Genomic DNA, 25,742 nt, shown 5'->3' with positions numbered 1-25,742 from the left:
CGGCCTTGCCTCTGCCACCACTGACTCCCGCAACGACAGGGAAGTTGCCGTCTGTGAGCAAACCGATACCGAATTCACTCGGTGGGGTGACTTCGGTTCGTCGGGGACCGGTCACTGCCGGGTAAGATCCCCGGCTTCCCCGGCCCGGACGGTGGTGGGCCGGCGGGCCGGGGGTGTGGATCCGGTCAGTACGTGTAGAAGCCCTGCCCGCTCTTGCGCCCGATGTCACCTGCGTCGACCATCCGGCGCATCAGTTCCGGGGCGGCGAACTTCTCGTCCTGCGACTCGGTGTAGATGTTGCCGGTGGCGTGCAGCAGGATGTCGACGCCGGTCAGGTCCGCGGTGGCGAGCGGGCCCATGGCGTGGCCGAAGCCCAGCTTGCAGGCGGTGTCGATGTCCTCGGCCGAGGCGACGCCCGACTCGTACAGCTTGGCGGCCTCGACGACGAGCGCCGAGATCAGCCGGGTGGTGACGAAGCCCGCCACGTCACGGTTGACGACGATGCAGGTCTTGCCGACCGACTCGGCGAACTCCCGGGCGGTGGCGAGGGTTTCGTCGCTGGTCTTGTAGCCGCGCACCAGCTCGCAGAGCTGCATCATCGGGACCGGCGAGAAGAAGTGCACGCCGACGACACGTTCCGGGCGCTCCGTCACGGCCGCGATCTTGGTGATCGGGATGGCGGAGGTGTTGGACGCGAGGACGGTGTGCTCGCCGACGACCTTGTCCAGCGCCCGGAAGATCTCGTGCTTGACTTCCAGCTTCTCGAAGACCGCTTCCACGACGACGTCCGCGTCGGCCACCGCGTCGAGGTCGGTGGTCGTGGTGATGCGGGCGAGCGCGGCCTCGGCGTCGGCCGCGTCCAGCTTGCCCTTGGCGACGAACTTGTCGTACGAGGCCTTGATGCCGTCACGGCCACGGGTCAGCGCGGCGTCGGTGACGTCCCGCAGCACAACGTCCCAGCCCGCCTGGGCGGAGACCTGCGCGATCCCGGATCCCATGAGTCCGGCCCCGATGACGGCGAGCTTCCTGGCCACGTTCGCACCCCTTGGTTTCTGTTCGCCCGTGCGCTTCTGTTCACGGCGGTTCACATTGCTCTCCGGCGGAGGTTAGTACCCGTCGGGCGCGCTGGGGTGGTGAAGAGATGCGCGTCACGTCTCAGATGACGGACATCACACCGGGACGCGTCATTCGGTCCCGCGCCGCGCGTAGTTGAGGACCTGATCGCCGAGGAGCCCCTCGATGTCGCGGACCGCCTCGGCGGCCGGCTCGCCCTCGTCGCGGGCACGGACGTACCGGGCGACGCGCTGGGTGACGCCCTCCATCCGGTCGAGGAGGAAATCCTCGTGGAACGGATGCGGGTGCCCCGGTCGGCCGGTCGGCCCTGCTGCTGGGGCGAGTGCTGCGCGACGCCGCGTTGTTCACCTTCCAGGCTCTCTACGGGGTCCTGGTCGCCGTGGGCTTCGCCGCCGCGGCCGTGACGGTGGGCACACGGGTCGTCCGGCGGGCCGGAGCGTAACTACGCTGACCCCATGGTCAATCTGACGCGCATCTACACCCGGACCGGCGACCAGGGCACCACGGCCCTCGGCGACATGAGCCGCACCGCCAAGACCGATCTGCGGATCTCGGCGTACGCGGACGCCAACGAGGCCAACGCGGCGATCGGCGCCGCCATCGCGCTGGGACAGCTGTCCGAGGACCTGGTGAAGGTTCTCGTACGCGTCCAGAACGACCTCTTCGACGTGGGCGCGGACCTGTGCACCCCGGTGGTGGAGGACCCGAAGTATCCGCCACTGCGGGTCGAGCAGTCCTACATCGACAAGCTGGAGGCGGACTGCGACACCTTCCTGGAGGAGCTGGAGAAGCTCCGCAGCTTCATCCTCCCCGGCGGAACGCCCGGCGCGGCCCTGCTGCACCAGGCCTGCACAGTGGTCCGGCGCGCCGAGCGGTCCACCTGGGCGGCCCTGGAGGTGCACGGCGAGTCGATGAACACGCTGACCGCCACCTACCTCAACCGTCTCTCCGACCTCCTGTTCATCCTCGCGCGGAGCGCGAACAAGGAGGTCGGGGACGTGCTGTGGGTGCCGGGCGGCGAGCGCTGACACCGGCCGGCGGGAGTCCGCCTACCGGTCGACGGGCTCCCGCTCGGCAACACCCTTGGGTGCCTTCTTGGGGAACACCGTGTAGCCACCCGCGATGATCAGGTTGATGCCGATCACCAGGCCCATCTTCTGCTGCCACACCCGCAACGAGCCGGTGTCCCCGCCGCTGCCGACGTACCAGACCGCCGCTTGGAGCAGGCCCAGCGCGACCGCGGCGGCCAGGATCCAGCGGGCGGCGGTGCGCCACTCGTGGGCGGCGCGGGCCATGCCGTACTTCGGTGGCTTCACCGGCGGCGGGCCGCCGAACCAGCGGTGGGCGACGCGGGCGTCGACCCACTTGATGGTGGAGTGGCCCAGGCCCACGGTGAAGCCGATGTAGACGGCGGCCAGACCGTGCTTCCAGTCCGGCTCGGCCCCGTTCTTCAGGTCGATGGCCGTCACCACCAGCAGCACGACCTCCAGCAGCGGCTCGCACAGCAGCACCGCGGCACCCAGCCTCGGTTTCCTCGCGACGTACCGCAGCGCGAGCCCGGCGGCCAGCAGCACCCAGAACGCGACTTCACAGAGCACCACCAGTAGCGCGATCACAGTCTCTCTCCTCCCGTCGTCCTCCAGCCTCCCGGCCGCCGGGCGGCCAGGCGTCGTCGGCAGTGACGAAACCGGACTGCATCCTTCGATGTAGTCGCGCATCCGTCCCCGAAGGGAGGCCCGGCGGCGGTGCCGCGTGTTGGATGGAGGGGTGCTCACCGCGATCCGCCCCCACCGCGACGACGTCGCCCTCGCCGCCTCCGGGCTGCTCGGCGGGCTGCTCCTGTGGCTGCTCGGCCTGCACCCCCAGGGCGGCCGCCCCTTCGCCGCCCCGTGGGTCACGCTCGTACCGCTGACCGTGATGGCCGCGATGGAGCTGCTGCGCCGGAGCGCCCCGCTGACGGCCCTGGCCATCGGCACCCTGGCGCTGATCGCGGACCAGTTCACCCGGGGCAGCCTGGCGACCATCCTGATGTTCACTGATGTCATGTATGCGGCCGTGCTTTACGGGACCCCGGCCGCGGCCCGCCGGATCCCGGTGACCGCGCTCCTGGTCACCGTCGCGAGCACGATCGGCTTCCTGGCCTGGTTCCGCAGACCCGAGGCCCTGCTGATCGGCGTCGTCACGGGGCTGGTCTCCTTCCTCCCCGCCATCACCGGCGTCGTCGTGCGCAACCACCGCGCCGCCGCCGAGGCCGCCCGGCTGGCCGCCCGCCAGACCGCGCGGCTCGCCGAGATGGACCGGAGGCAGGCGGTGGTCGCCGAGCGGGCCCGGATGGCCCGGGAGCTCCACGACATGGTGGCCAACCATCTCTCCGCGGTGGCGATCCACTCCACCGCCGCCTTGTCCATCGGCGACCCGGAGACCTCGCGGAACGCCCTGAAGGTGATCCGGGAGAACAGCGTCGAGGGCCTCGCGGAGATGCGCCGGCTGATCGGGCTGCTGCGGGAGGGCGGCGAGGACGGGGCCCCGGCCGCGGCCCCGACGCTCGCCGCCGTGGACACCCTGGTCGAGCAGACGAACGTCAACGGTGCGTCCGGCGGGCTGGTCTGCACCCTGGAGGACACCCGGGAGGCGGGGGCCGAGGCGCTGCCGACGCCGGTCGAGCTGGCCGCGTACCGGATCGTCCAGGAGTCCCTGACCAACGCTCTCAAGCACGCCGCGCCGGGCCCGGTCGTGGTGCGGCTCGGCCGGACCGGGGAACTGCTGACGGTCGAGGTGACCAGTGTGTCCGGCAGTCGCCCCGGCCCCACGGCGCCCGGTTCGGGGGCGGGCCTGGTGGGCATGCGGGAGCGGGTGGCGCTGCTCGGCGGGACGATCACCGCGGGGGCCGAGCCGGACGGCGACGGAACCAAGATCTGGCGGGTGCGGGCCGAACTGCCCGTGACGGAGAGGACGATGCGGGAATGACGATCCGGGTACTGGTCGCGGAGGACCAGTCGGCGGTGCGCGCGGGACTGGTGCTGATCCTCGGCAGCGCACCGGACATCGAGGTCGTCGCAGAGGCGGGGGACGGCGAGGCCGCGGTGCGCCTGGCGCGTGAACTCCGCCCGGATCTGGTGCTGATGGACGTGCAGATGCCGCGCCTCGACGGGGTGTCGGCGACGCGGCAGGTGGTCGCGGAGGAGCTCGCGGACGTCCTCGTGCTGACCACGTTCGACCTGGACGAGTACGTCTTCGGGGCGCTGCGCGCCGGCGCCTCCGGGTTCCTGCTGAAGAACACCGACGCCCGCGACCTCCTGGAGGCGGTACGGACGGTGGCGCGCGGTGAGGGGCTCATCGCCCCGGCCGTGACCCGCCGGCTGATCGCGGAGTTCGCCGGATCGACGTCCGTACGCGGCCGGGGGACCGCCGATCCGGCGGTGCTGGACACGCTCACCCGGCGCGAACGCGAGGTGCTGGGGTGCCTGGGCGAGGGGCTGTCGAACGCGGAGATCGCGCTGCGTCTCTCGATGGCCGAGGCCACGGTGAAGACGCACGTCAGCAGGCTGCTGGGCAAGCTGGAGCTGCGCAGCCGGGTTCAGGCGGCCGTTCTGGCGCAGGAGTTGGGGATCTGAGCCGGGTATCGATCTTTGGTCCAGACCTCTTGACGGTTGGTCCAGACCTTTCTACTGTCACCGACACACACTGCGGTGAGTACGACAGCACCCGTACTCAGGGCGGCGCAGGGTTTGCAGTCCACGGATCACCCCCGTTTGTTGGACCTCACCCGAGGAGCACCGTTGAGCACTGACACCCCCCGACCCCGTTCCAGATTCAGATGGATCCCCGCCCGGAGCGGCAGATCCAAGGTCGTCGCGGGCCTGACCGCACTGGTCGTGCCGCTGGCCGCGATGGTGGGACTCGCCTCCCCCGCGTCGGCAGCCGCGTCGGCCACCGCCACGTACACCAAGAAGTCGGACTGGGGCAGCGGCTTCGAGGGCCAGTGGACGGTGAAGAACACCGGCACCACCGCGCTCTCCTCCTGGACCATCGAGTGGGACTTCCCCTCCGGCACCGCGGCCGGCTCCGCCTGGGACGCCACCGTCACCAGCAGCGGCAACCACTGGACCGCCAAGAACCTCTCCTGGAACGGGACCGTGGCCCCCGGCGCCAGCGTCAGCTTCGGCTTCAACGGCACCGGCTCCGGCTCCCCCACGGGCTGCAAGCTGAACGGCGCCTCCTGTGACGGCGGCAGCGTGCCGGGCGACAACCCGCCCTCCGCGCCCGGCACCCCCACCACCAGCAATGTCACCGACACCTCGGTGAAGCTCAGCTGGAGCGCCGCGACGGACGACAACGGCGTCAAGAACTACGACGTCCTGCGGGACGGCGCGAAGGTCGCCACGGTCACCGGCACCACGTACACCAACACGGGCCTGACCGCCGGCACCGACTACTCCTACGCCGTGCAGGCCCGGGACACCGCCGACCAGACCGGCCCGGTCTCCGGCTCCGTCTCCGTGCGCACCACCGGTGGCGGCGGCGAGCCGCCCGTCGGCGACAAGATCAACCTGGGCTACTTCACCAACTGGGGCGTCTACGGGCGCAACTACCACGTCAAGAACCTGGTGACGTCCGGTTCGGCCGCCAAGATCACGCACATCAACTACGCCTTCGGCAACGTGCAGAACGGCAAGTGCACCATCGGCGACTCCTACGCCGACTACGACAAGGCGTACACCGCCGACCAGTCCGTCGACGGCGTCGCCGACACCTGGGACCAGCCGCTGCGCGGCAACTTCAACCAGCTGCGCAAGCTGAAGGCCAAGTACCCGCACATCAAGGTCCTCTGGTCCTTCGGCGGCTGGACCTGGTCCGGCGGCTTCCCCCAGGCCGCGCAGAACCCCGCCGCGTTCGCCCAGTCCTGCTACGACCTGGTCGAGGACCCCCGCTGGGCCGATGTCTTCGACGGCATCGACCTCGACTGGGAGTACCCCAACGCCTGTGGCCTGACCTGTGACACCAGCGGTCCGGGTGCGCTGAAGAAGCTCTCCGACGCCACCCGCGCGAAGTTCGGTGCGAACAACCTGGTCACCGCCGCCATCACCGCGGACGCCTCGGCCGGCGGCAAGATCGACGCCACCGACTACGCGGGCGCCGCCCAGTCCATGGACTGGTACAACGTGATGACGTACGACTTCTTCGGCGCCTGGGCGGCCAAGGGCCCGACGGCCCCGCACTCGCCGCTGAACCCGTACACCGGCATCCCGCAGCAGGGCTTCACCTCCGCCGACGCCATCGCCAAGCTGAAGGCCCAGGGCGTCCCGGCCAAGAAGCTGCTCCTCGGCATCGGCTTCTACGGCCGCGGCTGGACCGGCGTCACCCAGTCCGCCCCCGGCGGCACGGCGACCGGCGCGGCCTCGGGTACGTACGAGGCGGGCATCGAGGACTACAAGGTCCTCAAGAGCACCTGCCCGTCCACCGGAACCATCGCCGGCACCGCGTACGCCCACTGCGGCACCAACTGGTGGAGCTACGACACCCCGGCCACCATCGGCTCGAAGATGACCTGGGCGAAGAACCAGGGCCTGGGAGGCGCGTTCTTCTGGGAGTTCTCCGGTGACACCACCAACGGCGAACTGGTGAGCGCGATCGACAGCGGCCTCCGGTAGCCACCACGGTGCTCCCCACGCCGTAACGGCACGCACCACCCCGGAAAACACCGGGGAGACGGGTCCGCCCCCCGTCTCCCCGGTTTTTCGCTGTGTACGTATGCGGCTACGCGACGTTCACCCGCTTGGCTACGCGACGTTCACCCTCCCCCGGGCTTCGTCCGGGGGGACCCCCTTCCAGCGGGGCTGCTCCCTAAGCGACATTGACCCGCTGGCCGGGCGGCGCCGCCTCCAGCCAGGCGAGGAAGCCGGTCAGGGCGTCCTCGCTCATCGCCAGCTCCAGGCGCGTCCCCCGGTGGAGACAGCCGAGCACGACGGAGTCGGACAGGAGCGCCAGTTCCTCCTCGCCCTCCGGCAGCCGGCGGGCGATCACCTCGATCGCAGAACGCTCCAGGCCCCGACGGGGGCGAGGAGCGTAGGAGAAGACCCGGAACCAGTCGACGCGGTCACCGCTGTAGCGGGCGACCCCGTACACCCAGCCTTTGCCGAGCGCATCGGGTTCCTCCGACACGTCCCAGCGCAGACTGCAGTCGAAGGTCCCTCCGGACCGCTGGATCAGCCGTCGGCGCAGGCCGAAGACGAACAGTCCCAACAGGACCGTGACGACGACGGACGCGCCCACCCACAACGCGAGGACCATCTCCACCGACCTCCTCGCATCGTCGAGTAACGAACACCGAAACCGTATTGCACCTGCATCGCCTCAGCCGCGACACGGCTGGATTGCTCCAGCTCGGGCCGCGGCTGAGTAAGAACGTCTGTCAGTGGGGGTGCTAGCGCACCGCCACCGCACGCAGACGGATCTCGGCGCGCCGCTCGGCAGCGGCGTCCGTCTCCGCCTTCGCGCGCTCCAGCGCACGCTCGGCGCGCTGGACATCGATCTCGTCCGCCAGCTCGACGATCTCGGCCAGCAGCGACAGCTTGTTGTCCGCGAACGAGATGAATCCACCGTGCACGGCGGCGATCACGGTGCCGCCCTCGCTCGTGCGGATCGTCACCGGGCCCGATTCCAGCACACCGAGAAGCGGCTGGTGACCGGGCATGATGCCGATGTCGCCGGACGTGGTGCGCGCGACGACCAGCGTGGCCTCGCCGGACCAGACACTGCGGTCCGCGGCGACCAGCTCGACATGCAGCTCAGCAGCCAAGGAGACTCCTCGGGTCACCACCCGGCCGCCCGGCCGGGTGTTGGGTCAATTCTACGGGGCGTGGTGAGGGGGGCGGGACACACCCACCCCCCTCGGTGAGCCGGAGGCTCAGGAGACGCCGAGCTCCTTGGCCTTGGCCTTGAGGTCGTCCAGGCCACCGCACATGAAGAACGCCTGCTCGGGGAAGTGGTCGTAGTCCCCGTCGCAGATCGCGTTGAACGCGGCGATCGACTCGTCGAGCGGGACGTCCGAACCATCCAGGCCGGTGAACTGCTTGGCGGCGTGGGTGTTCTGCGACAGGAAGCGCTCGACGCGACGGGCACGGTGGACGACGAGCTTGTCCTCCTCGCCCAGCTCGTCGATACCGAGGATCGCGATGATGTCCTGGAGGTCCTTGTACTTCTGCAGGATCCCCTTGACGCGGCTGGCCGCGGCGTAGTGGTCCTGGGAGATGTAGCGCGGGTCCAGGATGCGGGACGTGGAGTCCAGCGGGTCCACGGCCGGGTAGATGCCCTTCTCGGAGATCGGACGGGAGAGAACCGTCGTCGCGTCGAGGTGGGCGAACGTGGTGGCCGGGGCCGGGTCGGTCAGGTCGTCCGCGGGGACGTAGATCGCCTGCATCGAGGTGATCGAGTGACCACGCGTCGAGGTGATGCGCTCCTGGAGCACACCCATCTCGTCGGCCAGGGTCGGCTGGTAACCCACCGCGGACGGCATGCGGCCGAGCAGCGTGGAGACCTCGGAGCCGGCCTGCGTGAAGCGGAAGATGTTGTCGATGAAGAGCAGCACGTCCTGCTTCTGCACATCGCGGAAGTACTCCGCCATGGTCAGGGCGGACAGGGCCACGCGCAGACGCGTCCCCGGCGGCTCGTCCATCTGGCCGAAGACGAGCGCGGTCTTCTCCAGAACGCCCGACTCGGTCATCTCGTCGATGAGGTCGTTGCCCTCACGGGTGCGCTCACCGACACCGGCGAACACCGACACACCGTCGTGCAGCTTCGCCACACGCATGATCATTTCCTGGATGAGGACCGTCTTGCCGACGCCCGCACCACCGAACAGACCGATCTTGCCGCCCTTGACGTACGGGGTCAGCAGGTCGACGACCTTCAGGCCGGTCTCGAACATCTCGGTCTTCGACTCGAGCTGGTCGAAGGCCGGGGCCTTGCGGTGGATCGGCCAGCGCTCGGTGATCTGCGCCTCGGCCTCCGGCTCGTTCAGGATCTGACCGAGGGTGTTGAACACCTTGCCCTTGGTGATGTCACCGACGGGGACGGTGATGCCCGCGCCCGTGTCGGTCACCGCGGCCTGGCGGACCAGGCCGTCGGTGGGCTGCATCGAGATCGCACGGACCACGCCGTCACCCAGGTGCTGGGCGACTTCCAGGGTCAGCGTCTTGCGGGCGCCGTCCTCGGCGGGGTCCGCGACCTCGACGTGGAGGGCGTTGTAGATCTCCGGCATCGCGTCGACGGGGAACTCCACGTCGACGACCGGGCCGATGACCCGGGCGACGCGGCCCGTGGCAGCGGCCGTCTCAACAGTGGTCGTCATTACTTGTCACTCCCCGCGGTCGCGTCGGCCAGAGCACTGGCACCGCCGACGATCTCGCTGATTTCCTGGGTGATTTCGGCCTGGCGGGCCGCGTTGGCAAGCCGGGACAGGCTCTTGATGAGGTCCCCGGCGTTGTCGGTGGCCGACTTCATCGCGCGGCGGCGGGCAGCGTGCTCGGAAGCTGCTGCCTGCAGCAGTGCGTTGTAGATACGGCTCTCGACGTAGCGCGGCAGAAGGGCGTCGAGGACGTCCTCGGCCGACGGCTCGAAGTCGAACAGCGGAAGGATCTCACCCTTGCGGGCGCTCTCCTCCGCCACCTCGTCGAGCGAAAGCGGCAGCATCCGGTCGTCGACCGCGTTCTGCGTCATCATCGACACGAATTCCGTGAAGACGATGTGCAGCTCGTCGACGCCGCCCTCGGCCGAGTCCTTCTGGATGGCCGCGATCAACGGGGCTGCGATGCGCTTGGCATCGGCGTACGCCGGGTTGTCGGTGAAGCCGGTCCAGGAGTCCTCGACCTTGCGCTCGCGGAAGCCGTAGTACGCGACACCCTTGCGGCCGACGATGTACGTGTCGACCTCCTTGCCTTCGGAGGCAAGGCGCTCCCGCAGTCGCTCCGCGGCCTTGATGGCGTTGGAGGAGTAGCCGCCGGCCAGTCCGCGGTCGCTCGTGACGAGCAGGACCGCGGCCCGGGTCGGGGCTTCGACCTCGGTGGTGAGCGGGTGCTTGGCGTTGGAGCCGGTCGCCACCGCGGTCACCGCACGGGTGAGCTCGGTCGCGTACGGCTTGGACGCCGCCACCTTGCGCTGCGCCTTGACGATGCGCGAGGCGGCGATCATCTCCATCGCCTTGGTGATCTTCTTGGTCGCGGTGACGGCTTGGATGCGGCGCTTGTAAACGCGAAGCTGAGCGCCCATCGATCAGCCCTCGCCCAGGAGCTTGCCGTCCGAGGTCTCGAACTGCTGCTTGAAGGCGGCGATCGCGTCGGCGATCGACTGCAGCGTGTCGTCGGACATCTTGCCGCCCTCGGCGATGCTGGTCAGGAGGTCCTTGCGCTCGCGGCGCAGGAACTCCAGCAGCTCAGCTTCGAAGCGACGGATGTCCTCGACCGGGACGTCGTCCATCTTGCCCGTGGTGCCGGCCCAGACCGAGACGACCTGCTCCTCCATCGGGAACGGGGCGTACTGCGGCTGCTTCAGCAGCTCGACCATGCGCTTACCGCGCTCCAGCGAGGCCTTCGAGGCCGCGTCCAGGTCGGAACCGAAGGCGGCGAACGCCTCCAGCTCGCGGTACTGGGCGAGGTCCACGCGAAGCCGGCCGGAGACCTGCTTCATGGCCTTGTGCTGGGCGGAGCCACCGACTCGGGAGACCGAGATACCGACGTTGAGCGCCGGACGCTGACCCGCGTTGAACAGGTCGGACTCCAGGAAGCACTGGCCGTCGGTGATGGAGATGACGTTGGTCGGGATGAACGCCGACACGTCGTTCGCCTTGGTCTCGACGATCGGGAGGCCCGTCATCGAACCGGCGCCCATCTCGTCGGAGAGCTTGGCGCAGCGCTCCAGCAGACGCGAGTGCAGGTAGAAGACGTCACCCGGGTAGGCCTCGCGGCCCGGCGGGCGGCGCAGCAGCAGGGACACGGCGCGGTAGGCGTCGGCCTGCTTCGAGAGGTCGTCGAAGATGATCAGGACGTGCTTGCCCTGGTACATCCAGTGCTGGCCGATGGCCGAACCGGTGTACGGCGCCAGGTACTTGAAGCCGGCCGGGTCGGACGCCGGGGCGGCGACGATGGTCGTGTACTCCAGCGCACCGGCCTCTTCGAGCGCACCACGCACGGAGGCGATGGTGGAACCCTTCTGACCGATGGCGACGTAGATGCAGCGGACCTGCTTGTTCACGTCGCCCGAGCGCCAGTTGTCGCGCTGGTTGATGATCGTGTCGACGGCCAGAGCGGTCTTACCCGTCTGACGGTCGCCGATGATCAGCTGACGCTGGCCTCGGCCGATCGGCACCATGGCGTCGACGGCCTTGTAGCCGGTCTGCATCGGCTCGTGCACCGACTTGCGGACCATGACGCCAGGGGCCTGCAGCTCGAGGGCGCGGCGGCTGTCGGTCGCGATCTCGCCGAGACCGTCGATCGGGTTGCCGAGCGGGTCGACGACGCGGCCGAGGTAACCCTCGCCGACGCCGACGGAGAGCACCTCACCGGTGCGCTGCACCGGCTGGCCCTCCTCGATACCGCTGAACTCGCCGAGGACGATCGCACCGATCTCGCGCTCCTCGAGGTTGAGGGCGAGACCGAGGGTGCCGTCCTCGAACTTCAGCAGCTCGTTCGCCATGGCGGAGGGAAGACCCTCCACCTTCGCGATGCCGTCACCGGCAACGCTGACCGTACCGACCTCCTCGCGCGAGGCCGCGTCCGGCTGGTACGACTGGACAAAGTTATCCAGTGCGTCCCGGATCTCCTCCGGCCGGATCGTGAGCTCCGCCATCTGGGTTCCCTGCTCTCCTTGTTGGGCCCGAAGTTTCTTAAGGGGGTCTGGGGGCCGACCCCCAGGAATCTTCTGCAATTTCTGCACGGCCCAACCGGGCCGCTGGTCTAGCTTGTTCTTTTGCGCTGAGGTCAGCCGGCCATGCGTCGGGTCGCCTCTTCGAGGCGCTCCGCGACGGTGCCGTTGATGATCTCGTCACCGACGCGCACCGAGATCCCGCCGAGGACCGCGGGGTCCACGTCCAGGTTCAGGTGCATCTGCCGGCCGTAGAGCTTCGCCAGGGCGTCGCCGAGGCGCTGCTTCTGCCGGTCGCTGAGCGGCACCGCCGAGGTGACGACGGCGACCATGCGGTCCCGGCGCTCCGCGGCGAGCTTGGACAGCGAGTCCAGCCCAGCTTCCAGGCTACGTCCACGGGGCTGGGTCACGAGGCGGACGATGATCCGCTCGGTGACCGGCTGCGCCTTGCCGCCGAGCAGGCTGCGCAGCAGCTCGCCCTTGGCGGACGCCGTGGCCGTACGGCTGGTGAGCGCGGCACGCAGCTCCTGGTCGGAGCCGACGATCCGGCCGAACCGGAACAGCTCGTCCTCGACGTCGTCGAGGTTCCCGCCGCGCTGGGCCGCGGTGAGGTCTGCGGTGTTCGCCAGCTCCTCGACCGAGTCCACCAGGTCACGCGACTGCGACCAGCGGGACCGGACCAGTCCGGAGACCAGGTCGATGGCTTCGCCGCCGACCTGACCGCCGAGCAGGCGCGCGGCCAGCTCGGCCTTGCTCTCGCCGCTCTGGGCCGGGTCCGTGAGGACCCGGCGCAGGGATACTTCGCGGTGGAGCAGCGCGGTGACCGATGCCAGCTCCTCGGCGAGCTTCGCCGCGTCGACCGACGTGTTGTCGGTCAGCGCGTCGAGACGCTCGCGTGCGGCAGCCAGTGCTTCGCGGCTCGCGCCGTTCATCGGGCAGCCTCGGCCTTCGCCTCGAGCTCGTCGAGGAAACGGTCGACGGTGCCGCTCTGCCGGGCGTGGTCCTGGAGGGACTCGCCGACGAGCTTGCCGGCCAGGTCGGTGGCGAGCTTGCCCACGTCCTGACGCAGCGCCGAGGCAGCGGCCTTGCGGTCGGCCTCGATCTGGGTGTGGCCGGCGGCGATGATCTCTTCGCGCTGCCGCTGACCTTCCGCCTTCATCTCCTGGATGATGACGGCACCCTGCTCCTGCGCCTCCTGGCGCAGGCGGGCGGCCTCGTGACGAGCCTCGGCGAGCTGAGCCTTGTACTGCTCAAGAACGCTCTGGGCCTCGGTCTGAGCCGCTTCGGCCTTCTCGATGCCACCCTCGATCGCCTCGCGACGCTCGTCCAGGGCCTTGTTGATGGCCGGGAGGAGCTTCTTGTAGAAGACGAAGAAGACAATGCTGAAGCAGATCAGGCCGATGACAATCTCGGGCCAGACCGGAAACAGCGGTGACTGCGGCTCCTCAGCTGCCAGATGCAACATGGTGGACCTTTCGTCGAAAACGTATCGTCAGGTCGCCTGGACTACTTCGGGTAGATGAAGGGCGCGACGAAGCCGATCAGCGCCAGGGCCTCGATGACCGCGAAGCCGAGCAGCATGTTCTGGCGGATGATGCCGGCCGCCTCGGGCTGGCGGGCGATGGCCTGCACACCGTTACCGAAGATGATGCCGATGCCGACGCCGGGGCCGATCGCCGCGAGGCCGTAGCCGATGGTGCCGATGTTGCCCGTGACGGCTGCGAGAGTCTCAGACATTGATCTGTGATTCCTTCTCTTGATTGGCCGGTGGAGATTGCATCCACCGGACGACTGGGGGGTGTCCGGGCGTTGGCCCGGATGTCCTCAGTGCGCTTCTTCGAGCGCCTGGGACAAGTACGTGGCGGTCAGCACGGTGAACACATAGGCCTGGAGCGCCTGGATGAACATCTCGAAGACGGTCAGGGCCAGTGTCACGGCGAACGACGCGGTGGCGTACACGGTGCCGAGAACGGTGCCCAGCATGTACCAGGTCGCGATCGTGAAGACCAGGATGAGAATGTGACCCGCGAACATGTTCGCGAAAAGCCGGACCGCCAGCGTGAAGGGGCGCACGAAGATGTTCGAGACGAACTCGATCGGCGTCAGGATCACGTAGATCGGCTTGGGCAGGCCGCTCGGCACGCACAGGTTGCGGATACCGCCGACGAAGCCGTTGTTCCGGAAGGTCACCGACATGTAGACGACCCAGACGAGCAGGGCCAGTCCGACCGGGTAGGCGATGAGCGAGGTCACCGGGAACTGTGCGAGCGGGATGATCGCCCAGAGGTTCATCACCCAGATGAAGAAGAACAGCGACACCAGCAGCGGGACGAAGGGCTCGCCCTTCTTGCCGATGATCTCCTTGGCGATGCCTCGGTGCACGAAGTCGTAAAGGATCTCGGCGACCGACTGCAGCTTGCCGGGAACGACCTTGGGCTTGGAGAAGCCGGCCCAGAACAGGCTCACGATGACGATCGTTCCGATGATCGCCAGCAGCATCGGCTTGTTGAAGTCGACCGGACCGATACTGAAGATCGGGTCGAAGATGAACGACCACGCGCTCGGGGCTGGGAATCCGCACGAGCCCTGGAACAGGTGGCAGTCAACCTCGAAGGCGAGCGTCTGGGCGTCAGCAGTCACCAGGAGCTCCTTCTGCATGGCGCATGGATACGGCTACCTCGTTGTATCGGAGCGGCTGGCAGCCGCAGGTCGGCACCGGACTGGTTCTTACGGTGAGGAGGCGGCGGCCGGGCCCGAAGCCTCGCGATGAATCAGGCGACAGCCGTGTTGTCCGCGCCCGCAGTACCGCAACCGAGACCGGACGATAGCAGCACGTCGAACAGGGCTTTATCCCGGCCCTACTGGTCATGCTTCCCCTCGGTTCCGCCCGGGGTGTTCCGGCTATCCGCCTCCGGATCGACGTACAGGGTCTTGCTCCTGGCATGCAGCACGGTCTGCGTGATGATCCATGTGATCACCGAGACGACCAGCGTGAGGGCGAAGACCTGGAGATCGAAGAGAGTGGTGTTCCTGATGGCCATGATGAAGCCGAGCAGGATCACCAGCTGCACCGAGTAGACCAATAGCCCCATGCCCTGGAAGAGCTGGGGCATCGACTTGGCGACCCACTGCAGCGCCAGCTGCCCGAGGGCCATGAACAGGATGACCACCAGACATCCGACCACAGCACCGATCGCCCCCTCGCCGCCGGCGAGCAGCCCGCCCACAAGCGTGGCGATGGCTCCCACCGCGGCGGTGGGGGTGGCGATGCGCAGTACTTCGCGCATGTCGGACTGCATGGCGGCAGCTCCACTGGTCTTGGGGAGGAATGGGGCGTCGTCATGGACGAGCGTAGGCCCGGTCCGCGAGGCGGAATTTCGGGCCAATGGACCGTCTCACTAAGGTCCTTCGGCTCCGTCACCGGGTCTCGTGAACGGTATCACAAACTATTTGATGAGGTCTTTACCTGGAAAGTGTGCCAACTGTCACACATGAGAGCTACCCCGCGCGTGTGTGCACGACAAGGCGGCGCAATGTCTGGTAATGCGCCGCGGGTTCCGAATCGTCAGCGCGAGGAGTCGACGGAGCGGCGATCCGGGAACCGCGAACGAGCGCCGATCGCGGTAGCGCCGTTGACGCCGGACACTCCGACCGCCACGGGAGCCCGTTCGGCGGTCTCCTCGCCCATCTGAGCGTCTGCCGGGCCCTGTTGGGCCCCGGAGGCCGCGAGCGCCGGCTGCTCGCCGTAGGAGGACGGGGAAGAGGGAGCCTGCTGCGCCGCCCGGTGGCGGTAGCGCGGCGGGACGAAGCGGTTGGCCCAGTGCGGGGCGCGCGGGGTGAAGCGCGGCATCAGCAGCAGGACGAGGCCCACCGCGCTCGACGCCATGATGGCGAACACGATCCACATCGACGCCGAGTGCACCGAGTAGCCGACGGCGCCGAAGGCGATGAGCGCCGACCAGAAGTACATGATCAGCACGGCCCGGCTGTGCGAGTGCCCGATCTCCAGCAGCCGGTGGTGCAGGTGGCCCCGGTCGGCGGCGAACGGGGACTGGCCGTTCCAGGTGCGACGGACGATGGCGAGGATCAGGTCGGCGGCCGGGATCGCGATGATCGTCAGCGGCAGCACCAGCGGGATGAAGACCGGGAGCATCGCGTGGGTGGCCCCGCGCTCGCTGCCCGCGAAGAAGATCTTCATGTTGTCCGGGTCGACCTGGCCGGTGATCGAGATCGCGCCCGCCGCCAGCACCAGGCCGATCAGCATCGAGCCCGAGTCGCCCATGAAGATCCGCGCCGGGTGCATGTTGTGCGGCAGGAAGCCGAGGCACATGCCCATCAGGATCGCCGCGAACAGCGTCGCGGGGGCCGCGGCCTCGATCCCGTACCCCATCCAGAGGCGGTACGCGTACAGGAAGAACGCCGTCGACGCGATGCACACCATGCCCGCCGCGAGCCCGTCCAGGCCGTCGACGAAGTTGACCGCGTTGATCGTGATGACGACCAGCGCCACCGTGAGCAGCGTGCCCTGCCACTGGGTGAGGGCGACCGTGCCGATGCCGGGGATCGGCAGCCACAGGATCGTGAGCCCCTGGATGACCATGACGGCGGCGGCGATCATCTGGCCGCCGAGCTTGATCAGGGCGTCGATCTCGAACTTGTCGTCGAGGACGCCGATCAGCCAGATCAGGGCGGCGCCGGAGAGCAACGCCCGCGGCTCGTTGGAGAGTTCGAAGACGCTCTTCAGGTTGTACAGGTGGTCGGCGACGATCAGTCCCGCGCACAGTCCGCCGAACATGGCGATCCCACCGAGCCGGGGGGTCGGCTCCCGGTGGACGTCGCGCGCGCGGATCGCGGGCATCGCCCCGACCGCGATGGCGAACTTTCGCACCGGTCCGGTCAGCAGATAGGTCACCGCTGCCGTGACACAGAGCGTCAGCAGGTAATCACGCACGGGCTGCCCCACAGAACTCGCCGGCCATCCAAAACCCACACCCTAGTCTCTGGAACAAGGACTCCACGGTACGGGTGATGGTTGCACAGGGTTCGCCTGCCCCGGATACGGCGGAGTCCACTACCCCGGATACGGCGGATTGCGCGCGGTCAGTTCACGGACCTCCGCCGCGATCGGGCTCACGTCGCCCGGCTGCCGTACGGCCGCTCCGAACAGGGCCGCGATCCGGGCCATGTCCCCGTCGTCCATCCCCTGCGTGGTGACGGCGGCGGTGCCCAGGCGGATGCCCCGGGCGTCCCCGTACGGCAGTGCGCAGGTGTCCAGGACCATGCCGGCGGCCGACAGCCGCATCCGGGCGGTACGGCCGTCGACGCCGAGCGGGGCCGGGTCCGCGACGATGATGTGGGTGTCCGTGCCTCCCGTGGTCACCTCGAACCCCTCGGCCTCCAGGCCGGCGGCGAGCACCCGGGCGTGGGCGACGACCTGGTGGGCGTAGAGCGTGTACGCCGGTGTCTCCGCCTCCCCGAACGCGACCGCCTTCGCCGCCACCGTGTGCATCTGCGCCCCGCCCTGGGTGAACGGGAACACCGCCCGGTCGATCCGCTCGGCCAGCTCCGCGCCGCACAGGATCATGCCGCCGCGCGGGCCGCGCAGCACCTTGTGTGTGGTGGCGCAGACCACGTCGGCGTACGGGACCGGGCTCGGCGCCGCTCCCCCGGCGATCAGCCCCATCGGGTGGGCGGCGTCCGCGATCAGATACGCCCCGACCTCGTCGGCGATCTCCCGGAACAGCTCGTAGTCGGGGTGGCGGGGGTAGGAGATCGATCCGCAGACGATGGCCTTGGGGCGGCGGGCGCGGGCCAGGGCGCGGAGCCGGGTGTAGTCGATGAGCCCGGTGTCCGGGTCAACCTCGTAGCCGACGAAGTCGAACCAGCGGCCGGAGAAGTTGCCCGGCGCCCCGTGGGTGAGGTGTCCCCCGTACGGCAGTCCCATCGCGAGCACGGTGTCGCCGGGGCGCAGCAGCGCGGCGTACGCGGCGAGGACGGCCGAGGAGCCGGAGTGCGGCTGGACGTTGGCGTGTTCGGCGCCGAAGAGGGCGGTGGCCCGGCGGACCGCGATACGTTCGGCGGCGTCCGCGTGCTCGCAGCCGGCGTGGTGGCGGGCGTCCGGGTACCCCTCGGCGTACTTGTTGGCGAGCGGGGAGCCGAGGGCCGCGAGGACCGCGGGTGACTGGAAGTTCTCGGCGGCGATCAGCTGGAGGGTGGTGGCCTGCCGGCCGCTCTCGGCGAGCAGGACCCCGGCGATCTCCGGGTCCTGGCGGAGCAGGGCGCCGAAGTCCTGGGGCAGGGCGTCGGGCGCGGGCGACACGGCTGCGGGTGCGGGTGCGACGGGAGAGGTGACCGGCATGGGACGGCTCCGGGCCAGGAGGTGGGTGCGCCGGCGAGGAGTGCCGGTGTCAGCTCCAAATGTAGGCCGGGGCCGGGCGCCGTGCCCGCTGTCGCGGCGTCCCGTACGCCGGTCGGCTCACCGGCCCTCGACCACGGCGTGGGTACGCCGCTCAGCTCGGGGCGCGTACGCCGGTGAGCGCGGTGACGACGGGGTCGAGGGCCTGGTTGATCTCGTCGCCGATGGAGCGGAAGAAGGTGATGGGGGCGCCGTAGGGGTCGTAGACCTCGTCCGCCTCGGCGGTCGGGGCCAGCAGCCAGCCGCGCAGCGCGGCGGCGGCGCGCACCAGGGCGCGGGCGCGCTCGACGACGCCCTCGTCGCGAGGGTCGGGCAGGGTGGCCGGGTCTATGGCCCGTACCAGCCGGGTGAACTCCTTGAGCGTGAAGGTGCGCAGGCCCGCGGAGTGGCCCATGGAGATGACCTGGGCGCGGTGGTCGCGGGTGGCGGTGAGGACCAGGTCGGCGCGGATCACGTGCTCGTCGAGGAGTTCCCGGCCGACGAAGCCGGTGGCGTCCGCGCCGAAGTCGGCGAGGACGACCTCGGCGTTGGCCTCCATGGGCGCGCCTTCGTGGCCCCAGGTGCCCGCGCTCTCCACGATCAGGCCGCCGCTGAGCGGGTCGCCGAGGCGGTCCACCAGGGCATGGCGGGTCAGCCGCTCGGTGATCGGCGAGCGGCAGACGTTGCCGGTGCTGACGTGGAGGATGCGGAAGGTGTCGGTCCGCCCCGCTATGCCACGCCCCTCGGGGGCGGTCAATTGGCCACCTCGAGGTCGGGGACCACCTTGCGCAGCTCCTCCGCGGAGAGGGCGCCGGCGCGCAGCAGGACCGGGGTGGCGCCCGTGACGTCGACGATCGAGGACGGCACGATGCCGGGCGTCGGGCCGCCGTCGAGGTAGACGGAGACGGAGTCGCCGAGCATGCCCTGGGCGGCGTCGCAGTCCTCCGGCGCGGGGTGTCCGGTGAGGTTGGCGCTGGAGACGGCCATCGGGCCGACCTCGGTGAGCAGCTCGATGGCGACCGGGTGCAGCGGCATCCGGATGGCGACGGTGCCCCGGGTGTCGCCGAGGTCCCACTGGAGGGAGGGCTGGTGCCGGGCGACGAGGGTGAGGGCGCCGGGCCAGAAGGCGTCGACGAGCTCCCAGGCCTCCTCGGAGAAGTCGGTGACCAGGCCGTGCAGGGTGTTCGGCGAGCCGATGAGGACGGGGGTGGGCATGTTGCGGCCCCGGCCCTTGGCGTCCAGCAGGTCCGCGACGGCCTCCGAGGTGAAGGCGTCCGCACCGATCCCGTACACGGTGTCGGTGGGCAGCACGACCAGTTCGCCCCGGCGGACGGCCGACGCGGCCTCGCGCAGGCCCGTGGTCCGGTCGGTGGCGTCGTTGCAGTCGTATCGCCGAGCCATCAGCCGGCCTCCTGGAGCGGGTACGGGTACGGGTACGGGTACGGGTGGTGGTGCCGGGGGCCGGTCACGGCATGGCCTTGCGGGCGGTGGCGAACCGGGGCCGCTTGTTCAGGTCGGGGTGGTCGGCGGCGTCCGCCCAGCCCCGCTCCTCCGTGAAGATCCACGGCACCTGGCCGCCCTGGGTGTCGGCGTGCTCGATGACGACGAGGCCGCCGGGGCGCAGCAGACGGTGTGCGGTGCGCTCGATGCCGCGGATGGTGTCGAGGCCGTCCTCACCGGAGAACAGGGCCATCTCCGGGTCGTGGTCGCGGGCCTCGGGGGCGACGTACTCCCACTCGGTGAGCGGGATGTACGGCGGGTTGGAGATCACCAGGTCGACCTGGCCGTCGAGCTCGGGAAGGGCGCTCAGGGCGTCTCCGCGGTGGACGGTGACCCTGGACCCCTCGGCGTTCTTCCGCGTCCACCTGAGGGCGTCCTCGGACAGCTCCACGGCGTGCACCCGGGAGCGGGGGACCTCCTGCGCCATGGCGAGCGCGATGGCGCCCGATCCGGTGCACAGGTCGACGACGACGGGCTCGACGACGTCCATCGCGCGCACCGCGTCTATGGCCCAGCCGACGACGGACTCGGTCTCCGGGCGGGGCACGAAGACGCCGGGTCCGACCTGGAGCTCCAGGTAGCGGAAGAAGGCGCGGCCGGTGATGTGCTGGAGGGGTTCGCGGGCCTCGCGGCGGGCGATCGTCTCCCAGTACCGGGCGTCGAAGTCCGTGTCGGGCACCGTGTGCAGCGCGCCCCGCTTCACCCCGTGGACGAAGGCCGCGAGTTCCTCGGCGTCGAATCGCGGTGAGGGGACACCGGCGTCGGCCAGCCGCTGGGTGGCCTGGGCCACCTCGGCGAGCAGCAGGTTCATCGCGGTTCTCCGTACGGGTTACGGGTGTGCGGGGCGGGCGGGGCGCTTACGCGTTGGCGAGCTTGGCGGCGGAGTCGGCGTCGACGCATGCCTGGATGACGGCGTCGAGCTCTCCGTCGAGCACCTGGTCCAAGTTGTACGCCTTGAAGCCGACGCGGTGGTCCGAGATGCGGTTTTCCGGGAAGTTGTACGTCCGGATCTTCTCGGACCGGTCGACGGTACGGACCTGGCTGCGGCGTACGTCGGAGGCTTCCTGCTCGGCGGCTTCCTGGGCGGCGGCCAGCAGCCGGGAGCGCAGGATGCGCATGGCCTGCTCCTTGTTCTGGAGCTGGCTCTTCTCGTTCTGGCAGGAGGCGACGACGCCGGTCGGCAGGTGCGTGATGCGGACGGCGGAGTCGGTCGTGTTGACGGACTGGCCGCCGGGGCCCGAGGAGCGGTAGACGTCGATCCGCAGGTCGTTGGCGTGGATCTCGACGTCGACCTCCTCGGCCTCGGGGGTGACGAGCACGCCCGCGGCGGAGGTGTGGATACGGCCCTGGGACTCGGTGGAGGGCACGCGCTGCACACGGTGCACGCCGCCCTCGTACTTCATCCGGGCCCAGACGCCCTGGCCGGGCTCGGTGGCGCCGTTGCCGCCCTTGGTCTTCACGGCGACCTGGACGTCCTTGTAGCCACCGAGCTCGGACTCGGTGGAGTCGATGATCTCGGTCTTCCAGCCGACGCGCTCGGCGTAGCGCAGGTACATGCGCAGCAGGTCACCGGCGAACAGGGCGGACTCGTCGCCGCCGGCGCCCGCCTTGATCTCCAGGAGCACGTCCTTGTCGTCGCTGGGGTCGCGCGGGACGAGGAGGAGGCGGAGCTTCTCGGTGAGCTCTTCGCGCTCCTTCTCCAGGTCCTTGACCTCGGCGGCGAAGTCGGGGTCGTCCGCGGCGTACTCGCGCGCGGTCTCGATGTCCTCGCCGGTCTGCTTCCAGGCCCGGTACGTGGAGACGATCGGGGTCAGCTCCGCGTAGCGCTTGTTCAGCTTGCGCGCGTTGGCCTGGTCGGCGTGGACCGACGGGTCGGCGAGCTTCTTCTCAAGACCGGCGTGCTCGCCGATCAGTTCCTCGACCGCCTCGAACATTCGGGGGCTCCTGGTTGATTACGTCTACGGGCCTGCTGGAGGGCGTACTGCCGGGTGGGGCGTCCGGAGGGCTCCCCCGCACACCCGACCGGAAAAAACGCCGGTTCCGACGCCCCCGGGAAGAGGGCGCCGAGAACCGGCGCAGTGGCTCGCTACTTGCTGGCGGAGCCGGCAGCCTTGCCGAAGCGGGCCTCGAAGCGGGCCACGCGGCCGCCGGTGTCGAGGATCTTCTGCTTGCCCGTGTAGAACGGGTGGCACTCGGAGCAGACGTCGGCGCGGATGGCGCCGGAGTCGATGGTGCTCCGGGTGGTGAACGACGCACCGCAGGTGCAGCTGACCTGCGTCTCGACGTACTCGGGGTGGATGTCGCGCTTCAAGGTGTCTCCTAGTTTCGGGAGGGCGCCGGGTCGTCCACACATCCACATACATCCAGTATGCGGATGCCCCTCCGCCTTGCGATGCACCGCATCTGACGCCGCGCGCTGATCCACCGGGAATCGCGGGACAGCCCTTACTCGACGACGTTCGCGGCGTCGCCCTTGTCGCCGGCCGACTTCTCGGTGGCGGATGCCGGGATCGGCCGGTCGTTCCTGAGGGCGGCCCAGACCTGCCGGCCGGCCTTCTCCTGGGGCAGGACCCGGTTCGGGTCGGCCGGGTCGTACTCCACGGGCAGGGTCACCATGTGGACGTTCTTCGCGTTCAGCCCCTTGAGGCCGCCCGCGAAACCGGTGAGCTTCTTGACCGAGCCGAGCCCGGAATCGGTGGTGACCGCCTTGGTGGCGGCGTCCGCGAGCCCGAACAGCTTCTTGGGGCTGGAGAACACCCCGACGCTCTTCGCCTGCTCCATCAGCGCCTTGACGAACGCCTGCTGGAGCTGGATGCGTCCCAGGTCGCTGCCGTCGCCGACGCTCTTGCGGGTACGGACGAGGCCGAGGGACTGCTCGCCGTCCAGGGTGTGGGTGCCCGGCTCCAGGTCCAGATGGCTCTTGGAGTCGTCGATCGCGGTCTTCGTGGTGATCTCGACGCCGCCGAGCTCGTCGATGAGTTCCTTGAAGCCGGTGAAGTCGACTTCCAGGTAGTGGTCCATGCGGATGCCGGACATCGATTCGACGGTCTTCACCGCGCAGGCGGGCCCGCCGACCTCGTAGGCGGTGTTGAACATGGCCCGGTGCTCGGCGCCGACCGGATCGCCGGACGTGTCACTCGTACAGGCGGGGCGCTCTATCAGGGTGTCGCGCGGTATCGAGACGACGCTCGCGGTCTTGCGGCCCTTGTCGACGTGCACGACCATCGCCGTGTCGGAGCGGGCCGCGCCCTCGTCGGCGCCGTACTTCCCGTTGTCGCCGGAGCGCGAGTCGGAGCCCAGCACCAGGATGTCCTGCGAGCCGTCGTCCACGTCGTCGGGGCGGTCGGCGCCGAGCTCGGCGTCGATGTCGATGCTGGAGAGGTTGCCGTCGAGCGCCAGGTACGCGTATCCGAGCCCGGCCCCGCCGACGACCACGACGCCCGCCGCCGTCCAGGCCGCGACGACCTTGGCACGGTGCCGGCGCGAGGGCTTCCTCCGTCGGCTGCCGGTACCGCGTATGCGGCCCGTGCTCCTGCTCTGCTCGCTCACGCGTCTCCCTCGTGACTCCTGTTGCCCGGTCTGCCCCCTGCCGTGGTGGTCCACGCGCGGTCGGCCTCTCCTGGCAGGGACGGCCGAAGCACCAGGAAGGGTTGCACACGCGCCTGTGGCCCCCGTCGACGGACGGGGGCCACAGGCCGTTCGGGCGAACGGGCCGTGAGGCGGCGTTCACCTGGGGTTTCGTGTGCGGTGCAGCAGTCGTGCGGGCTGCTCCCCGGTCCTCGCCGGTGTGGTCAAGGTCTCGGGGCCGCGCGGTCGGCCGAGGTCAGCCGAAGAGGTTGTAGTTGTTGGCTCCGGTGCCCAGCAGCTTGCGGGCGCCGAAGATGCCGCTGTCGGACTTGCCGGTGCCCGGGTAGAGGTACAGCTCTCCGCTCTTCACCCGGACGATGATGTCCGCGTGGCCGTCGCCGGTGAAGTCACCAGTGGTGACCAGGGCCGTGGCCACGTCCCAGGTCCGGACGAGGACCTTCGCCGCGAACGGGGCGCTCGCCTTGCCGGTGCCCTTGAAGAGGTACAGCTTGCCGCCGCTGCCCCGGGCGATGATGTCGGCCTTGCCGTCGTTGGTGAAGTCGCCGCTGCCCCGGACCATGTTGAAGTTGAGGCCACCGCCACCGATCTTGGTCCGGGCCGCGAAGGTTCCGTCGCCCTTGCCCGGGTACAGCCAGAAGCCGCCGGAGGAGTCGGTCGAGAGGATGTCGGGGTGGCCGTCGCTCGTCAGGTCTCCGGGGGCCAGGATCTGCTTGCGGGTGCCCCAGCCGGTGGCGAGGCGCTTGGTCTGCCACGCGTCGGCCGCCGAGCTGTACCACTGCCAGTACAGGTTGCCGTCCGTACCGCGGACGAGGAGGTCCTGGTTGTCGTCCCGGTTCAGGTCCGTCTGCAGGAGGACGTTGATATCGCCCCAGCCGCTGCTGTACGTGGCCTTCGACATGCCGCTGCCGGTCGAGTTGAACTGGTACATCGTCTTGTTGGACGCGTTACGGGCCATCAGGTCCGCACGGTGGTCCCAGTTCATGTTGGTGTCGTAGGCCCGCGCCTTGATGGCGGGCACATAGGTGCTCACCTTGGCGAAGACGCTGTACGCGCCCTCCCCGACACAGTCCAGGACGCCCCATGACACGATGCCGGCCAGCTTGCCGCCGATCACCAGCGGGCCGCCGGAGTCACCGTTGCAGGCCCCGGTGGTCTCCGCGTCGCTCGCGCCGGTCTTGCCGGCGCAGACCATGTGGCCCGCCACGAAGGAGCTTCCGTACGAACCACGGCACGCCGTGTCGGAGACGATCGGGAGCGTCGCCGAACGCAGCGTCGTGGAGATGGCGTCGTCGGTGGACGTGGTGCGGCCCCAGCCGTAGACCTTGGCCTGGGTGCCCGGCGCGTAGAGGCCCGTGTCCGTGTTCGCCATCACCGGGAGGGGCTTGGCCGCGACCGGGTCGAAGAGGGTGAGCACCGCGACGTCGTTGTCGGCCGCTCCCTGCACGTCCTTGTAGAGCGGGCTGTTCCACTGGCGGTAGGGCCAGGAGACGGTGCCGCTGCTGTTCGGCTCGGTGGAGGTGCTGCCGGTGACGACCACGCCGTTCGCGTTCCAGTCGAAGCCCTTGACGCAGTGCGCGGCCGTGGCGATCTTCGTGGGCGCGATGACGACGCCGCCACAGAAGAAGCCGGTGTCGTCGGTCTCGTCGCCCGGGGTTCCCCGGTCGTCGTGGTACCAGAGTTGCGCCATCCACGGCGCGCCGGCGATGGAGGTCTGCGTGCCGCCGATGACCATCGGGGCCGCGGTGCCCTGGTCGCCCCCGGCGAACTTGGCGGGCGGGAGGACCTCGCGGTCCGCCACGGCCGAGTCCGCCACGCGTTCGCGCAGCTCCGACTCCGGCGGGGCGACGGGCCGTTCAGGTGCGGCCGTCGGCAAGGTGGGCGCCGGTTGGCCGGCCTGCGACGTGGACATCGTCAGCGCGGTGCCGACGAGGGCGAGGACAGTGACGGCCGCCGCCGGAACGGCGAGTCCGAGCCGGCGCGCGTGCCGGCCCCCCGTGGTGCGTATGTGCACGCGTGATCCTTCGGATAGGAACCGGTGGCGCACGAGAGCCCACCGGTAAGGAAACGGCGGGGGTGCGCGAACTGCCCGCAGCTCAGCGCGGATCGCCGCAGGGCTCACGCCTCTGCCGTTCCGCCTCGATGGCCCCCCACCTCAACTGGCCCAGATATTACGTGAACGACAACGGAAGAGGAATGTGTGGAGACGGAAAAGAAGTGGAGAAGGAGTGGAGAAGGAGGGGAGAAGGAGAGGAGAAGGCAACCGAGGCGACGGAAAAGGACTCCGCCCCCTCACCGAGGTGAGGGGGCGGAGTCCTTGGAGACGGACCGT

26 protein-coding genes are annotated in these 25,742 nt (G+C 69.5%); 4 read left to right on the top strand and 22 right to left on the bottom strand.

From position 1 onward, the window contains the following. Window positions 1–185 precede the first annotated feature (185 nt). Together IG90_RS0110430 and IG90_RS44275 are read right to left on the bottom strand one after the other, a co-directional pair. Entirely contained in the window at window positions 186–1,034 is an 849-nt protein-coding gene (locus IG90_RS0110430; protein ID WP_030580952.1) for a 3-hydroxyacyl-CoA dehydrogenase family protein, read from the bottom strand. Window positions 1,035–1,184: 150 nt separating this feature from the next. Further along, complete coding sequence (locus IG90_RS44275; RefSeq protein WP_157846305.1) at window positions 1,185–1,322, bottom strand: hypothetical protein; 138 nt, start codon at window positions 1,320–1,322, stop codon at window positions 1,185–1,187. 207 nt (window positions 1,323–1,529) lie between these two features. On the opposite strand from IG90_RS44275, the gene IG90_RS0110415 reads away from it, so the two are divergent. Further along, window positions 1,530–2,102 (top strand): cob(I)yrinic acid a,c-diamide adenosyltransferase, encoded by a 573-nt coding sequence (locus IG90_RS0110415; RefSeq protein WP_030580949.1) that lies wholly within the window; start codon window positions 1,530–1,532, stop codon window positions 2,100–2,102. Between the two features lie 21 nt (window positions 2,103–2,123). Here the strand turns inward: IG90_RS0110415 and IG90_RS0110410 are convergent, their stop codons facing one another. After that, complete coding sequence (locus tag IG90_RS0110410; RefSeq protein WP_030580946.1) at window positions 2,124–2,690, bottom strand: hypothetical protein; 567 nt, start codon at window positions 2,688–2,690, stop codon at window positions 2,124–2,126. A 151-nt stretch (window positions 2,691–2,841) separates the two neighbouring features. Between IG90_RS0110410 and IG90_RS0110405 the strand changes: the two genes are divergently transcribed. The 3 genes from IG90_RS0110405 to IG90_RS0110395 all read left to right on the top strand — a co-directional run bounded on the left by IG90_RS0110405 (window position 2,842) and on the right by IG90_RS0110395 (window position 6,725). Further along, on the top strand, window positions 2,842–4,041 hold the full coding sequence (locus tag IG90_RS0110405; RefSeq protein WP_030580942.1) for a histidine kinase: 1,200 nt from the start codon (window positions 2,842–2,844) through the stop codon (window positions 4,039–4,041). Continuing rightward, window positions 4,038–4,688, top strand: a complete 651-nt coding sequence (locus IG90_RS0110400; protein WP_030580939.1) for a response regulator — start codon at window positions 4,038–4,040, stop codon at window positions 4,686–4,688. Before IG90_RS0110405 ends, IG90_RS0110400 begins: the two co-directional genes overlap by 4 nt. 165 nt (window positions 4,689–4,853) lie before the next feature. Beyond that, complete coding sequence (locus IG90_RS0110395) at window positions 4,854–6,725, top strand: glycoside hydrolase family 18 chitinase (RefSeq protein WP_030580936.1); 1,872 nt, start codon at window positions 4,854–4,856, stop codon at window positions 6,723–6,725. A 193-nt stretch (window positions 6,726–6,918) separates the two neighbouring features. On the opposite strand, the gene IG90_RS0110390 is transcribed toward IG90_RS0110395, so the two are convergent. The 19 genes from IG90_RS0110390 to IG90_RS0110300 form a co-directional block, all read right to left on the bottom strand. Beyond that, a complete protein-coding gene (locus tag IG90_RS0110390) occupies window positions 6,919–7,365 on the bottom strand; it encodes a DUF2550 domain-containing protein (protein WP_030580933.1) in 447 nt (148 codons plus the stop codon). Window positions 7,366–7,498: 133 nt separating this feature from the next. Continuing rightward, window positions 7,499–7,873, bottom strand: a complete 375-nt coding sequence (locus tag IG90_RS0110385) for a F0F1 ATP synthase subunit epsilon (protein ID WP_030580929.1) — start codon at window positions 7,871–7,873, stop codon at window positions 7,499–7,501. 108 nt (window positions 7,874–7,981) lie between these two features. After that, window positions 7,982–9,424: a F0F1 ATP synthase subunit beta gene (gene atpD / locus IG90_RS0110380; RefSeq protein ID WP_030580926.1), complete on the bottom strand. Its 1,443-nt coding sequence runs from the start codon at window positions 9,422–9,424 to the stop codon at window positions 7,982–7,984. Further along, window positions 9,424–10,341, bottom strand: coding sequence for a F0F1 ATP synthase subunit gamma (locus IG90_RS0110375; RefSeq protein ID WP_030580923.1), 918 nt, complete (start codon window positions 10,339–10,341; stop codon window positions 9,424–9,426). The genes atpD and IG90_RS0110375 overlap by 1 nt, the downstream gene beginning before the upstream one ends. A 3-nt stretch (window positions 10,342–10,344) precedes the next feature. After that, a complete protein-coding gene (gene atpA / locus IG90_RS0110370) occupies window positions 10,345–11,916 on the bottom strand; it encodes a F0F1 ATP synthase subunit alpha (RefSeq protein WP_030580920.1) in 1,572 nt (523 codons plus the stop codon). Window positions 11,917–12,047: 131 nt separating this feature from the next. Then, window positions 12,048–12,863 carry a F0F1 ATP synthase subunit delta gene (locus tag IG90_RS0110365; protein WP_030580917.1) on the bottom strand — a complete coding sequence of 272 codons (816 nt, stop codon included), beginning with the start codon at window positions 12,861–12,863 and terminating at the stop codon, window positions 12,048–12,050. Continuing rightward, window positions 12,860–13,396: a F0F1 ATP synthase subunit B gene (locus IG90_RS0110360; protein WP_015611376.1), complete on the bottom strand. Its 537-nt coding sequence runs from the start codon at window positions 13,394–13,396 to the stop codon at window positions 12,860–12,862. The genes IG90_RS0110365 and IG90_RS0110360 overlap by 4 nt, the downstream gene beginning before the upstream one ends. A gap of 41 nt (window positions 13,397–13,437) precedes the next feature. Next, complete coding sequence (atpE, locus tag IG90_RS0110355; RefSeq protein WP_015611375.1) at window positions 13,438–13,668, bottom strand: ATP synthase F0 subunit C; 231 nt, start codon at window positions 13,666–13,668, stop codon at window positions 13,438–13,440. Between the two features lie 87 nt (window positions 13,669–13,755). Beyond that, window positions 13,756–14,589, bottom strand: a complete 834-nt coding sequence (gene atpB / locus IG90_RS0110350) for a F0F1 ATP synthase subunit A (RefSeq protein WP_015611374.1) — start codon at window positions 14,587–14,589, stop codon at window positions 13,756–13,758. A 200-nt stretch (window positions 14,590–14,789) separates the two neighbouring features. Further along, window positions 14,790–15,230: a Cg1360 family ATP-synthase-associated protein gene (locus IG90_RS0110345; RefSeq protein WP_030580914.1), complete on the bottom strand. Its 441-nt coding sequence runs from the start codon at window positions 15,228–15,230 to the stop codon at window positions 14,790–14,792. Window positions 15,231–15,496: 266 nt separating this feature from the next. Then, window positions 15,497–16,894, bottom strand: a complete 1,398-nt coding sequence (locus IG90_RS0110340; RefSeq protein ID WP_030580911.1) for an MraY family glycosyltransferase — start codon at window positions 16,892–16,894, stop codon at window positions 15,497–15,499. Window positions 16,895–17,002: 108 nt separating this feature from the next. Next, complete coding sequence (locus IG90_RS0110335) at window positions 17,003–18,289, bottom strand: serine hydroxymethyltransferase (protein WP_030580907.1); 1,287 nt, start codon at window positions 18,287–18,289, stop codon at window positions 17,003–17,005. Between the two features lie 151 nt (window positions 18,290–18,440). After that, window positions 18,441–19,082, bottom strand: coding sequence for an arsenate reductase/protein-tyrosine-phosphatase family protein (locus IG90_RS0110330; RefSeq protein WP_030580903.1), 642 nt, complete (start codon window positions 19,080–19,082; stop codon window positions 18,441–18,443). Next, entirely contained in the window at window positions 19,079–19,726 is a 648-nt protein-coding gene (locus IG90_RS0110325) for an L-threonylcarbamoyladenylate synthase (RefSeq protein WP_006127582.1), read from the bottom strand. The genes IG90_RS0110330 and IG90_RS0110325 overlap by 4 nt, the downstream gene beginning before the upstream one ends. A 64-nt stretch (window positions 19,727–19,790) precedes the next feature. Further along, window positions 19,791–20,636, bottom strand: coding sequence for a peptide chain release factor N(5)-glutamine methyltransferase (gene prmC, locus IG90_RS0110320; protein ID WP_003966261.1), 846 nt, complete (start codon window positions 20,634–20,636; stop codon window positions 19,791–19,793). A 46-nt stretch (window positions 20,637–20,682) separates the two neighbouring features. Beyond that, window positions 20,683–21,759 (bottom strand): peptide chain release factor 1, encoded by a 1,077-nt coding sequence (gene prfA / locus IG90_RS0110315; protein ID WP_030580899.1) that lies wholly within the window; start codon window positions 21,757–21,759, stop codon window positions 20,683–20,685. A gap of 152 nt (window positions 21,760–21,911) precedes the next feature. After that, entirely contained in the window at window positions 21,912–22,136 is a 225-nt protein-coding gene (rpmE, locus tag IG90_RS0110310) for a 50S ribosomal protein L31 (protein ID WP_015611364.1), read from the bottom strand. 134 nt (window positions 22,137–22,270) lie between these two features. After that, the gene (locus tag IG90_RS0110305; protein ID WP_030580896.1) at window positions 22,271–23,374 is read right to left on the bottom strand and encodes an LCP family protein; all 1,104 of its coding nucleotides are present in this window, start codon (window positions 23,372–23,374) and stop codon (window positions 22,271–22,273) included. Window positions 23,375–23,648: 274 nt separating this feature from the next. Then, complete coding sequence (locus IG90_RS0110300) at window positions 23,649–25,424, bottom strand: trypsin-like serine protease (protein WP_030580893.1); 1,776 nt, start codon at window positions 25,422–25,424, stop codon at window positions 23,649–23,651. Window positions 25,425–25,742: the final 318 nt, after the last annotated feature.

Origin of the sequence: Streptomyces anulatus, from assembly GCF_000721175.1 — a bacterium.
Lineage (GTDB): Bacteria > Actinomycetota > Actinomycetes > Streptomycetales > Streptomycetaceae > Streptomyces > Streptomyces anulatus_C.
Note: the sequence above shows the minus strand (reverse complement) of the source record. Positions and strands in the feature narration are given on the sequence as shown.